Raw genomic sequence first — 12,833 nt, forward strand, 5'->3', positions numbered from 1 at the left:
CCTCGGGGCCAAGGTACGCACGCACCAAGGGGGTTTTCCGTATGAAGCGAGCAATTCCCCCTACCGGGGGCGTCCCGTACATATAGCAGCACCCCGGGGTCTGGCGGCTGCTCGTGCAGACGCACGAGCAGCCGACCCTGCCGACCCTGGAATGCCTGATCACCGCCCGATCCGTCCGGTGTCCCGGGGAGCGCGGTGCCGTCGCGTCGTCCAAGTCCGTCGGGGTGATTGAGCCGTTCGATACCTCATACCCGTCACAGGGGCAGGAAAGTGCCCGCTTCTCCGGTTCTGCGCACATGGGTGGACTTGTGGACGGCGAGTGACGGCGGGCCGCCTCCGGATGAATGAGTCCACTTCCTCGGTCGTGGGTGCTCTCCTCGTCCCGATGCCCGATGCCCGATGCCCGATGAGGTGGCGGTGGCGGTGGGGGTGCCGGTGGGGGGCCATTGCGCGGGAAGCCTCCGGAGCGCCCGGCCGTCCTACTCCTTGAGCTGGCGTCCCCCGAACACCCCGGCCGCATCCGCCCGGTGCCACCACGCGTCGAGTTCGTTCCTGCTCAGCGCGCCCCACTCCGGGGTGGCCTCGACCAGTGCCCGCCCCAACTGCCTGCCCAGCTCCACCATGCTGCTCCCCGCTGCTGACCGCGCGGCGTCGTACCGGCCCAGAGCGCCGAACAGATCACCATCGGACCCTCGCAGGGCCGTCTCCAGCAGGCTGGCGTCCTGGAGCGCCTTCACCGCGCCCGCGCCGGTGTGCGGACGGGCGACGGTCGCCGCGTCCCCCAGCAGGGCCAGACCGCCGCGCACGCCCGGCGTCGCCGTGAAGTCATACATCGGCTGGACGAAGAGTTCCTCGGCGCGGGTGAGGGTGATCAGGGTCGCCCAGAACGGTGGCAGTCGGGTCTTCACGAGTTCGTACAACAGGGTCCGCGCCGATGCGTCCACAGCTCCGGGCGGAACCGAGGAGGGGTCGTCGCGGCGGATGCCCGGGCCGACGGGCACTGCGGTGTAGAGGACCCAGTTGACGCGTACGTCTCCGTCCGCCCCCGGAATGCGGTAGATGACGACGTGGCCCCCGCTGAAGACGACGTAGGCGCACGAGTGCTCCGGCCAGGATCCGGAGTCGGGAAGCCGGCTCTCCGGGTACGCTCCGCGCCAGGCGAGATATCCGGCGTACCGCGGCTCCACTGCGGGGCAGACAGCCGCACGGACGACCGACCGATATCCGTCGGCGCCGATCACCAGGTCGTACGGTTCGCTCCCGTCCTCGGTGTGAACGGCCGCCCCTGCGCCCGACTCGGCGACGGAGAGCACGGGCGTTCCACTCCGGAAGCGCATCCCCTCCGGGACTCGCGCCCGCAGTTCGCGCCAGAGCGGACCCCAGTTGTAGGTACGGAAGGGGAAGGCGTTGCTCCCCAGCATCCTTCCAAGGGGGACGCGCTCGTCGCGCACGTACCAGTGGCGCTCGGCCAGTCGGACCCACGGCATCGAGGCGTCGAGATAGCCGGCCGCCGCCAATTCCGCGTAGCGCGCCGCGTGTACGGCCACTCCGACTCCGCGGTCGGCGAGGACACCCGCGGTGCGTTCGTACACCGTGGTGTCCCGGCAGCCGGCCCGGTGCAGGGCCAGGGCCGCCGCGCACCCCCCGATGCTGCCGCCGACCACGGCGGCGCGTAATCCCCTGAGTGCGTGCGATCCGCTCATGCGGCACATCATGGCAGCGCGCTCTGCCCTGCGAGCGGTGCGACTCAGCCGCTCAGTTGCTCGTACGCGGGCAGGGTGAGGAAGTCGGCGTAGCTCTCGTCGAGGGCGACATGGAGCAGCAGGTCGTGGGCTTGTTGCCACCTTCCTGCTCGGAAGGCTTCGTCCCCCAACTCCGTACGCAGACTGAGCAGTTCGGCTGCCGCGACCTCGCGCGTCAGCTCCGCGGTCGCCGTCTCGCCGTTGTCGAAGACGACTCCGGCGTTGATCCACTGCCATATCTGGGAGCGGGAGATCTCGGCGGTGGCCGCGTCCTCCATCAAATGGAAGATCGCCACCGCGCCCAGACCCCGCAACCACGCCTCGATGTACCGGATGCCGACCTGGACCGCATTGCGCAGCCCGTCGAACGTGGGTGCGGCCTCCAGTGAGTCGACGGCGAGCAGTTCGGCGGCCGTCACCGAGACCTCGTTGCGCAACCGGTCCTTCTGGTGCGGGCGGTCACCGAGCACGGCGTCGAAGGAGGCCATCGCCACGGGCACCAGATCGGGGTGAGCGACCCAGGATCCGTCGAATCCGTCACCGGCCTCGCGGTCCTTGTCCGCGGTGACCTTCTCCAGGGCGATCCGATTGACCTCGGGATCGCGTCGGGAGGGGATGAAGGCGGCCATGCCGCCGATGGCGTGTGCGCCGCGCCGGTGGCAGGTGGCGACGAGCAGTTCGGTGTACGCACGCATGAAGGGGGCCGTCATCGTGACCGCGTTGCGATCGGGCAGAACGAACCTCGCACCGCCGTCGCGGAAGTTCTTCACGATGGAGAAGAGGTAGTCCCAGCGGCCGGCGTTCAGCCCGGAGGCGTGGTCGCGCAACTCGTAGAGGATCTCCTCCATCTCGAAGGCGGCGGTGATGGTCTCGATCAGTACCGTGGCCCGGACGGTGCCCTGCGGGATGCCGCAGTGGTCCTGGGCGAAGACGAAGACATCGTTCCAGAGCCGGGCTTCGAGGTGCGATTCGGTCTTGGGCAGATAGAAGTAGGGACCCTTGCCGAGGTCCAGTAGGCGCCGGGCGTTGTGGAAGAAGTAGAGCCCGAAGTCGACGAGGGCACCGGGCACCCGGCGGCCTTCGGTGTCCTGGAGGTGGCGCTCCGGCAGGTGCCAGCCGCGCGGGCGCATCACCACGGTGGCCAACTCCGCGGCTGGCCGTAGGGCATAGCGCTTTCCGCTGCGTTCATCGGTGAAGTCGATGCGGCGCCGATAGGCGTCCATCAGGTTCACTTGTCCGCCGATGACGTTCTCCCAGGTGGGGGAGGAGGCGTCCTCGAAGTCCGCGAGCCAGACGCGGGCTCCGGAGTTGAGGGCGTTGATGGTCATCTTGCGGTCGGTGGGGCCGGTGATCTCCACCCGCCGGTCTTCGAGTGCCGGCGGTGCGGTGGCCACCCGCCAGGTGCGGTCGGCTCGGATCGCCGCCGTCTCGGGGAGGAAGTCCAGCGTCCCGGTGCGGGCGGTCTCCGCGCGCCGCTGCGCCCGCAGTGCGAGTAGTTCGTCACGGCGGGGTGTGAAGCGGTGGTGCAGTTCGGCGATGAAGGCGAGGGCCGCCTCGGTCAGCACCTCGTCCTGACGCGGCACCGGCCCGGCGTCGACGACGGCCAGCGGGGATGTCGCTGGTGTGGACATCGGCTGTCACTTCCTTCGGCGAGGTGGCCCCGAGCATGGGCGACGACGGGCTCGGGAGAACTCAGATCTACGGATGATTTCTGGATAGTAGTTTCCTCATCGTGGAAGTACAAGATTCCTTCTCGGGCCTCGACGGCCGGGATGTGGCTCGTTCGGTCCGCTCTCGTCGGGGTGTGCTCCCTGCGTGCCGGTCCACTCCCGAGTTCATTCCAGCCGGAACAGATCCGCCGCCGTGTCGATGTCATCGGGGGTTGCGACGTCGCCGCACTCCACCAGCGTCAGGGTGGATGCCAGGGCGGACAGATAGCTGCGCGCACCCTGATCCCCCACGGCCGCCGCCGACGCGGGGGGCCAGTGGGCGGCGCCCAGCAGGACCGGGTGCCCACGCCGACCGTCGTACGTCGCTGCGGCCAGGGTGTCGTGCGAGCCGTAAGCGGACCGCACCCGCGCCACGGCCGCGCCGCCGATGCCTGGCTGGTCCACCAGGTGCACCAGGGCTGCATCGGCGCCCGAGAGGGCCAGGGATGCGAGGCCGGCCCGTAGGGACGAACCCATGCCCTGCTCCCAGTGTTCGTTGTCGACCGCCGTGCACCCGTCGAGTGCTCCTTCGGCGCGCACCCGGGCCGCCGCCGCGCCCAGCACCACATGGATCGGTCCGCACCCCCCGTCGCGCAGCGCCGCCACGGCGTGGTCGACCAGCGGGCGACCACGATGGCGCAGGAGCGCCTTGGGGCGTCCGCCCAGTCGTCGCCCGCCTCCCGCGGCCAACAGGAGTCCGGCGATGACGGGGGGCTCCCCTGGAGGTGTCATGGCGACTGCATATCGCATTCCGGCCGCCGCCACGTCCCCAGGCGGAGCGTGCTCCAGGCGCGAAGTGGCCGTTGTGACCCTTTCGCGCCATGTCATGGGGTAGTTGCAGCCGGATTTACCAATTAGCCGTCCTGGGTGGCGCGCATGGCGCGGTATGGCGTTAACTTGCCCGCAACTCTGGGTGGTTGGCCGCGGACTTACCGTTGTCGGATCGGTCCCGGGGTGTGAGGGGGGAGTGCTGTGTTGCGGGGTGTGGAGCAGTCACAGATGGCGGTACGTGAAGAGGACCCGAGGGTCTCCGCGCTGGGCGTGGCCGTGTCGCGGTTGCGCCGGGAGCTCGCCGGCCATCCGGCGCAGTTCTCGGATCGGGACATCGCGGAGGACGAGTTGGCGGTACTGGCGGCGATGGTCGCCGAGCATCGCCCCGACGTCGCCCGGATGCGGCGCTCCCTCTTGCTGATCGCGGGGGCGATCGGCTCGGTCAGCGCGCTCGGTCCGGCCCTGATGGAGGTGCGCTCGGCGGTGGACCTCTTCGGCGGCGTGCCGCGGTAGTGCAGTGATCAGGTGCGGGGTGCCGTGATCCAACGGGGTGTCGCGGTGGTTCACCCTGGCCCGATGGCGGGGAGCCGTTCGTCGCTCTAGCGTGGAGGAATCGTGTCAAAAGCGACTACCCACGACACTAGGGAAACCGATATGGCCGACAAGCCGACCGTCGTTCTCGTGCACGGGTTCTGGGGCGGAGCCGCCCACTGGGGGAAGGCCATCGTCGAGCTGCGCAACCGCGGCTACGGTTCGCTGTACGCGGTGGAGAACCCGCTCACCTCGCTGGCCGACGATGCCGAGCGTACCCGCAAGATGATCAAACAGGTGGACGGTCCGGTGCTCCTCGTGGGCCACTCCTACGGCGGCGCGGTCATCACCGAGGCCGGGGACCTGCCCAATGTCGTCGGACTGGTCTACATCGCGGCGTTCGCACCCGATGCGGGGGAGAGCCCCGGACAGATCAGCCAGGAGCTGCCGCCGGCCGCGTTCGAGAACCTCGCCCCGGATTCCGACGGCTTCCTCTGGGTCAAGCAGGACAAGTTCCACTGGAGCTTCGGGCAGGACCTGGACGACGACGAGGCGCTGGTGATGGCGGTGACCCAGAAGGCGCCGCTGGCCTCGACCTTCGGGGACAACGTGACCGATCCGGCGTGGCGGAAGAAGCCCAGTTGGTACCAGGTCTCGACGCAGGACCGGATGATCCACCCGGACAACGAGCGTCGGATGGCCGAACGGATGTCACCACGCAAGATCATCGAACTGGACGCCAGTCATGCATCGCTCGCATCGCAGCCCAAGGCGATCGCCGATCTGATCGACGAGGCAGCGAGCGGGTCCGCCTGAGCCGCGCGTCAGCCCGTGCGCGGGTGTCAGCCGGTGGTTCCGGAGGTGGCCAGGGCCGTGGACAGGTCCTCGGCCACCTGCTGGAGCACGGGCACGATCCGCTCGGTCGCCGCTTCGGTCACCCGTCCCGCGGGGCCGGAGATGGAGATCGCCGCCGCCGTGGGGGAGTTGGGGATCGAGACGGCCAGGCAACGCACGCCGATCTCCTGCTCGTTGTCGTCCATGGCGTAGCCCTCGCGCCGTACCCGCTCCAGGGCGGCGAGGAACCCCTCGGGCGTCGTGATGGTCTTCTCCGTCGCCGCGGGCATGCCCGTCCGGGCGAGCAGGGCCCGCACCTCGTCGGGGGGAGTGTGGGCCAACAGGGCCTTGCCGACGCCGGTGGAGTGCGGCAGCACGCGACGGCCCACCTCGGTGAACATGCGCATCGAATGCTTGGACGGCACCTGCGCCACGTAGACGATCTCATCACCGTCGAGGAGCGCCATGTTGGCGGTCTCGCCGGTTTCCTCGACCAGTCGGGCCAGATGGGGGCGCGCCCAGGTGCCGAGCAGCCGCGCCGCCGACTCGCCGAGGCGGATCAGACGGGGGCCGAGGGCGTAGCGGCGATTGGGCTGCTGACGTACGTAGCCACAGGCCACCAGGGTGCGCATCAGGCGGTGAATGGTGGGCAGCGGTAGACCGCTGCTGGCGGAGAGCTCACTCAACCCGACCTCGCCCCCTGCGTCGGCCATTCTTTCGAGCAGATCGAAAGCGCGCTCCAGGGACTGGACGCCCCCGCTGCTCGCGGTCTTGACGGCGTCGTTGGTGCTGGCGCTGGACGTCGGCACGGGTGGCGGTCCTTTCGGGCAGACGGGCAAGTGAGCAGCCTACCGGGCTGCTCCGGCCGGGCGGCTCGCCGTTCGAGCGGCTCCGGCGCCGGTCAGGGAAGTGGGCGACTGGTCCCGTGCCCTTCCGCGGGAACGCGTTCGAGGGGACTCGATGGCCTTCGACGGGGTGATCCGTTGGATGATCCGTTGTAGGAACCGATCCATGCCTTCTCCGTCCGCGGATTCCTCTGGCTCCTTCCGCCTTCGCCGCGGCCGTGCTCATGGCTATTCGCTGGAAGATCGCTCTCACCTACCGTCGAACCCCGATCGAACGACTGTTCCGGCCGCGCGGGCGGGGCTTCGGCGGTAGAGGGCCGGATGCTCTCGCTCGGTGAAATCTCTCTTTCGCTGAGCAGAACAGGAAGTCTTGACGATCGACATCTCCCCCATGAGGATTCGTTCAACATTTCGTTGAAGCTCGCCGAGGGGGGATGAGCATGGACGACGGGGGAGTCGACCTCTTCCTGCGCTCGACGCGGGTACTCACCCCCCGGGCGATCGGACCCGCAACGGTGGCCGTGGCCCGGGGCACGATCGTGCGCCTCCTCCCCCACGACACCCCGACCCCACCGGACGTACCGAGCGAGGACTTCGGCGACGATGTCCTGCTGCCCGGTCTCGTGGACACCCACGTCCATGTGAACGACCCCGGGCGCAGCGAGTGGGAGGGGTTCGCGACCGCCACCCGTGCCGCGGCTGCCGGCGGTATCACCACCCTGATCGACATGCCGCTCAACTCGCTGCCACCCACCACCACCGTGGCCCATCTGCGAACCAAACAGCACACCGCCCGACCCCTGGCCCATGTCGACGTCGGCTTCTGGGGCGGTGCGATCCCGTACAACACCGCCGACCTGAAGGAGCTCCACACCGCCGGTGTCTTCGGCTTCAAGTGCTTCCTCTCGCCCTCGGGAGTGGAGGAGTTCCCCGAACTCGACGAGGAGCAGTTCGGTCGGACCATGGCCGAAACGGCAGCCCTCGGAGCGCTGTTGATCGTCCACGCCGAGGACCCGGGACAACTGGCAGCCGCGCCCCAGCGGGGCGGACCGCGCTACGACGACTTCCTCGCCTCCCGCCCCCGGACCGCGGAGAACGCCGCCATCGCCACGGTGATCGCCCATGCGCGGCGCCTCGACGCCCGGGTGCACATCCTCCATGTGTCCTCGGCGAGTGCACTCCCCCTGATCGCCGAGGCGAAGGAGGTCGGGGTGAGGATCACCGCCGAGTCATGCCCCCACTTCCTCACCCTCGCCGCCGAGGAAATACCCGACGGGGCAACCGAGTTCAAGTGTTGCCCGCCGATCCGGGAGGCCGCCAACCGGGACGCGCTCTGGGCCGGTCTGTCCGACGGCACCATCGACTGCGTCGTCTCCGACCACTCCCCGTGCATCGACACCCTGAAGACCTCGGACTTCGCCACCGCCTGGGGCGGAGTCTCCTCCCTCCAACTGGGGCTGCCCGCCCTGTGGACCGAGGCCCGCCAGCGCGGCCACACCCTCTCCGACGTCGTCCGCTGGATGGCCGCGGGGCCCGCGGCGCTGGCCGGGCTCGACCGCAAAGGGGCCATCGCCATCGGCAAGGACGCCGACTTCACGGTCTTCGCACCCGACGAGACCTTCACCGTCGACGCCGCGCGCCTCCACCACCGCAATCAGATCACCGCCTACGCCGGTCGCACCCTCGCCGGAGTGGTGCGGTCGACCTGGCTGCGCGGTCGCCGCATCGACACCGGATCGACATCGGCAGCCTCGGGCCGACTGCTCGACCGCCGCAGCCCGAGCTGATCTGCCCGGGCTCGCCTGCCGCGACCGCTTCCACCACAACGGATCCAGCCATCGCAGAAGGGAACCGGAACGTGCCCGACGCGCACTCCCAGCCCCCAGAGCCGCCGCTGCCCGTGTACACCGGCGCCGCCGCGCCCTTCCGGGGCGGCGATCCCTACGCCGACTACCGCACGGCCGACCACCCCTTCCTCCACCATCCTGACCTGGCGGCGCGGGAACTCGGCGGCGCGGTCATCGCCGCCAACGACGAGTTCTTCGCCGAACGGGAGAACCTCCTCAATCCCGGTCCGGCGGAGTTCGATCCCGCCCGCTTCGGTCACAAGGGCAAGGTCATGGACGGCTGGGAGACCCGTCGCCGTCGCGGTCCCGACGCCGGGCGACCGCACCCCGTCGCCGACGACCACGACTGGGCGCTCATCCGGCTCGGCGCCCCCGGAACCATCCACGGGATCGTCGTGGACACCGCCCACTTCCGGGGCAATCACCCCCGGGCGGTCAGCGTCCAGGCGACCGCAGTCCTGGGCTGCCCCGGCCCCGAGGAACTCCTCGCCGACGGTGTGACCTGGACCGAACTCGTCCCCCTCACGCCCGTCGGCGGACACGCGGCGAACGCCTTCCACGTCCGCGGCGGACAGCGCTTCACCCATCTGCGGCTGAGGCAGTATCCCGACGGCGGCATCGCGCGCCTTCGGGTGTACGGCGAGGTCGTCCCCGACCCTGCCTGGCTCACCGCGCTCGGCACCTTCGATGTCGTCGCCCTGGAACACGGCGGTCGGATCGAGGATGCGTCGGACCGCTTCTACTCGCCGCCCGTCCACACCATCCGTCCCGGTCGTTCGCGCAAGATGGACGATGGCTGGGAGACCCGTAGACGCCGTGACGACGGCCACGACTGGATCCGCTACCGACTCGTCGAACGGGCCGAGGTGCGGGCCGTGGAGATCGACACCGCCTATCTCAAGGGGAACAGTGCGGGCTGGGCCGAGCTGTTCGTCCAGGACGGGCCCGACCAGCCCTGGACCGCGGTCCTGCCGCGGATCCGCCTCCAGCCCGACACCAACCACCGTTTCGTCCTCGCCCACCCCGTCGTCGGCCACCGGGTACGGCTGGACATCCACCCCGACGGCGGGATCTCACGGCTGCGGCTGCACGGCGCCCTGACCGCGGACGGCGCCGCCCGTCTCCGCACCTGCCACCGGGAGGCCGGCGGCTGAATCCAGCCGACGACTCTCGACCACCGGTCCATCCCTGCCTCGGCGCACCCGTTCGGGTTCCAACGTGATGCCGGTCGGAGGCCACCGATGAATTTCGGGCACGTATCCGGTCTCTGTTGATGACCACATCACCACCGGCATCGCCGGACGCGCAAGGGAAGCGGGAACGCACCATGGCCAAGCTCTCGATCACCACCTTCCTCACCCTCGACGGCGTCGTCCAGGCGCCCGGCGGGCCCGGCGAGGACACCAGCGGCGGGTTCGACCTCGGCGGTTGGTCCGTCCCCTACGGCGACGAGGACTTCGGTCGCTTCGTGACCGAGGTGTTCGACCGTTCCGGTGCCTTCCTCCTCGGCCGCCGCACCTACGACATCTTCGCCGGGTACTGGCCCAAGATGACCGACCCGAACGACCCGGTGGCCTCTCGGCTCAACTCCCTGCCCAAGTACGTCGCCTCCACCACACTGGAGCGCGCCGACTGGGACGGCACCACCGTCATCGGCAAGGACATCGCCCGTGAGGTGGCCGACATCAAGCAGCGCACCGAGGGAGAACTACAGATCCACGGCAGCGGCACGCTCGCACAGAGCCTGATGGCACACGATCTGATCGACACCTTCCATCTGTTGGTCTTCCCCGTGTTCCTGGGCAAGGGACGACGTTTCTTCGCGGACGGGGCCGTCCCCACTGCCCTGCGCCACACGGACGCCCGGACCACCAGCACCGGAGTGGCCATCCACACCTATGAACTGGCGGGCCGCCCCACCTACGGCACCTACGAGCTCTGAGGGAACGGGCACACCGCACGGCCACCCTCACCCGACACTGGGGGTGCCGTGGCCCGTACCCCTGCGGTTCCTGGGACGGGCACCCCTGGGACGGGCACCCCTGGGACGGCACCGTCCGCACTCCACCGGGAGCTCGGCGACGAGCCGCTATCCGAGCCGGTCCGCAATCATGCACATGGCGAACCCCACCACCGCGACCACCAGGTTCGCGAACACCGCCTGATCGTCGAGGAACCGGACGTTCTCCGTCAGCAGCCGGGTGGGGGCCATCTTGTCGAACCAGCCCGTCAGCTCGTGCAGGACTCCGACCCCGCCGAGGAACACCAGGAGCCCGCCCACGCCATTGAGAAACTTCTTCATGGCGACGATCGTGACGCCGCGGTCGAAGCCGCCGCATCAGCCGGTGGCATCACGCGGACCATCCAAAGTCTCCTCCGCCACGACTTTGGTCGCTGTCCTCATCCGCACCCTCCAACCCCCTCGATCCGGTGCGTAGATTTGCCGATATGACACGAACGGAATACCGCTGGCTGCTGCCCTCCGCCATGGCGGGCGGCCGGGAAGCGGAGCTCGTGGGGGAGCGGCCCGGCATCGGCGCCGGGCCACCGCGAGCCAGACCCCGGCGCACCGTGCGCGACTGGATCGTCGACACCGTGCTCTTCGTGCTCGCGGCCTTCGTCGGCATGGCCGCCGCAGACGTCAGCGATCAGATCAACGACTCCGAGGTGGTGGTGCTGGTCGACCAACTCGTCGGGGCCGCCGCCTGCTGCGCCCTGTGGCTGCGTCGTCGCTGGCCCGTCCAACTCGCCCTCGTCCTGGCCCTGGTGTGCTTCCTGGTCCCCGTGGTCGGCGGGGCGTTCCTCGTGGCTGTGTTCAGCCTCGCCGTGCACCGTCCCTTCCGGCCGGTGGGCGTGATCGGTCTGCTCTCGCTCGCCAGCGCCTGTGCCAGTCCCCTCATCCGCCCCGATCCGACGGCCGACCTCTGGGCCTCAGTCATCGGCGGAAGCGTCTTCGTCCTGTTGGCGCTCGGCTGGGGCATGCTCGTACGCGCCCGTCGTCAACTGGTCGTCGTCCTCCAGGAGCGCGCCCGCCGAGCCGAGACCGAAGCCGAACTCCGGGCCGAGCAGGCACAACGGCTGGCCCGTGAGGCCATCGCCCGCGAGATGCACGACGTGCTGGCACATCGGCTGACCCTGCTGAGCGTCCACGCCGGCGCCCTGGAGTTCCGTCCCGACGCCCCGCCCGCCGAGGTGGCCCGGGCCGCCGGGGTGATCCGCGACAGTGCCCATGAAGCCCTCCAGGACCTGCGCCAGATCATCGGAGTCCTCCGCACACCGGGTGACCACGAGAGCGGAGACCGCCCCCAGCCGACCCTCGCCAGTCTGGACGCACTCGTCCACGAGTCCCGCGAGGCCGGGATGACGGTCCGACTGGACCAGCGCATAGCGGAGCCCGTGGCCGTACCCGCCGTACTCGGCCGTACCGTCTACCGGATTGCACAGGAGGCCCTGACCAACGCCCGCAAGCACGCTCCGGGTGCCGAGGTGACCCTTGCCCTCGCAGGTGCGCCCGGTGACGGGCTCACCGTCGTCGTCGACAACCCCGCACCCCGTTCGCCCCGGCCGATCATCGCCCCACCGGGCTCCGGCCAGGGACTGATCGGACTGGGCGAACGGGCGATGCTCGCCGGTGGCACCCTGGAGCACGGAAGGACGGGGGACGGCGGTTTCCACGTCCGGGCGTGGCTACCGTGGGCCGTATGACAATCCGGCTGCTCATCGTCGACGACGACCCCCTGGTTCGCGCCGGTCTCTCCCTGATGCTGGGCGGGGCACACGATCTGGAGATCGTGGGGGAGGGGAGCGACGGCAGCGCGGTACCCGAACTGGTCGCCCGCCTCGCCCCCGACGTGGTTCTGATGGACATCCGGATGGAGCAGGTGGACGGGCTCACCGCCACCGAGGAGTTGCGGCGTGGACCTGGGGCACCGGAGGTCCTCGTCCTCACCACCTTCCACGCCGATGAGCAGGTGGTGCGCGCCCTGCGCGCGGGCGCCGCCGGTTTCGTCCTCAAGGACACCCCGCCCGCCGAGATCGTCGCCGCCGTCCGCCGGGTGGCCAGCGGCGATCCGGTGCTCTCGCCCGCGGTGACCCGTCAGCTGATGGACCGGGTCGCCGACCAGAGCCAGGAGCGTGCCGCCGACCCTCGGCGAAGGGCCGCCATCGCCCGGTTGGAGACCCTGGCCGTGCGCGAGCGGGAGGTGGTTGTCGCCGTGGGCCGGGGGCAGTCCAACGCGGAGATCGCGGGCACCCTCTATCTCAGCGTGCCCACCGTCAAGACCCACGTCTCGCGCGTCCTGGCCAAGCTCGGGCTGAACAACAGGGTGCAGATCGCCCTTCTCGCCCATGACGCCGGGCTGTTGGACGAGGAGCCGTAGGGCAGGTGCGAAGCGGTACGGGCCCGCTCCACCTCGCTGCCCCCGCCGACCCGCGTAGATCCTGCCCGTACGACGCTCCGACCCCCGCAGATCCTGCCCGTGCGGATCGATGGTGCTCAGCGCGGCTGTCGATGGGGTCGCCGGCCTGGGCTGCCGACGGTCACATCGGGTACGA

Annotated in this window: 12 protein-coding genes; 7 read left to right on the forward strand and 5 right to left on the reverse strand. The window is 69.9% G+C overall.

The annotated features are described in order from the left end of the window. Positions 1-479 precede the first annotated feature (479 nt). From ACFXJL_RS30845 to ACFXJL_RS30855, 3 genes are all read right to left on the reverse strand, one after another. On the reverse strand, positions 480-1,703 hold the full coding sequence (locus tag ACFXJL_RS30845; RefSeq protein ID WP_384697853.1) for an FAD-dependent monooxygenase: 1,224 nt from the start codon (positions 1,701-1,703) through the stop codon (positions 480-482). 44 nt (positions 1,704-1,747) lie between these two features. Beyond that, the gene (gene aceB / locus ACFXJL_RS30850) at positions 1,748-3,373 is read right to left on the reverse strand and encodes a malate synthase A (RefSeq protein WP_384697856.1); all 1,626 of its coding nucleotides are present in this window, start codon (positions 3,371-3,373) and stop codon (positions 1,748-1,750) included. Positions 3,374-3,577: 204 nt separating this feature from the next. Continuing rightward, entirely contained in the window at positions 3,578-4,183 is a 606-nt protein-coding gene (locus ACFXJL_RS30855; protein ID WP_384697859.1) for an NTP transferase domain-containing protein, read from the reverse strand. Positions 4,184-4,450: 267 nt separating this feature from the next. Between ACFXJL_RS30855 and ACFXJL_RS30860 the strand changes: the two genes are divergently transcribed. Both ACFXJL_RS30860 and ACFXJL_RS30865 read left to right on the forward strand, forming a co-directional pair. Next, entirely contained in the window at positions 4,451-4,735 is a 285-nt protein-coding gene (locus tag ACFXJL_RS30860; protein ID WP_329024680.1) for a DUF5955 family protein, read from the forward strand. Positions 4,736-4,876: 141 nt separating this feature from the next. Beyond that, a complete protein-coding gene (locus ACFXJL_RS30865) occupies positions 4,877-5,569 on the forward strand; it encodes an alpha/beta hydrolase (RefSeq protein WP_358877925.1) in 693 nt (230 codons plus the stop codon). Positions 5,570-5,595: 26 nt separating this feature from the next. On the opposite strand, the gene ACFXJL_RS30870 is transcribed toward ACFXJL_RS30865, so the two are convergent. Further along, entirely contained in the window at positions 5,596-6,396 is an 801-nt protein-coding gene (locus ACFXJL_RS30870) for an IclR family transcriptional regulator (RefSeq protein WP_358877924.1), read from the reverse strand. 476 nt (positions 6,397-6,872) lie between these two features. Between ACFXJL_RS30870 and allB the strand changes: the two genes are divergently transcribed. From allB to ACFXJL_RS30885, 3 genes are all read left to right on the forward strand, one after another. Beyond that, a complete protein-coding gene (allB, locus tag ACFXJL_RS30875; protein WP_384697863.1) occupies positions 6,873-8,219 on the forward strand; it encodes an allantoinase AllB in 1,347 nt (448 codons plus the stop codon). Between the two features lie 71 nt (positions 8,220-8,290). Continuing rightward, positions 8,291-9,433, forward strand: a complete 1,143-nt coding sequence (alc, locus tag ACFXJL_RS30880; protein WP_384697866.1) for an allantoicase — start codon at positions 8,291-8,293, stop codon at positions 9,431-9,433. Positions 9,434-9,606: 173 nt separating this feature from the next. Continuing rightward, entirely contained in the window at positions 9,607-10,221 is a 615-nt protein-coding gene (locus ACFXJL_RS30885; protein WP_329024688.1) for a dihydrofolate reductase family protein, read from the forward strand. Positions 10,222-10,368: 147 nt separating this feature from the next. Here ACFXJL_RS30885 and ACFXJL_RS30890 read toward each other — a convergent pair whose 3' ends face one another. Further along, positions 10,369-10,581 (reverse strand): hypothetical protein, encoded by a 213-nt coding sequence (locus ACFXJL_RS30890; protein WP_384697869.1) that lies wholly within the window; start codon positions 10,579-10,581, stop codon positions 10,369-10,371. A gap of 146 nt (positions 10,582-10,727) precedes the next feature. Here ACFXJL_RS30890 and ACFXJL_RS30895 point away from each other — a divergent pair, with 146 nt between their 5' ends. Beyond that, complete coding sequence (locus ACFXJL_RS30895; protein WP_358877920.1) at positions 10,728-11,984, forward strand: histidine kinase; 1,257 nt, start codon at positions 10,728-10,730, stop codon at positions 11,982-11,984. Next, positions 11,972-12,658, forward strand: a complete 687-nt coding sequence (locus tag ACFXJL_RS30900; protein WP_384638696.1) for a response regulator — start codon at positions 11,972-11,974, stop codon at positions 12,656-12,658. The genes ACFXJL_RS30895 and ACFXJL_RS30900 overlap by 13 nt, the downstream gene beginning before the upstream one ends. Positions 12,659-12,833: the final 175 nt, after the last annotated feature.

Source organism: Streptomyces sp. NPDC059256 (genome assembly GCF_042753785.1).
Lineage (GTDB): Bacteria > Actinomycetota > Actinomycetes > Streptomycetales > Streptomycetaceae > Streptomyces.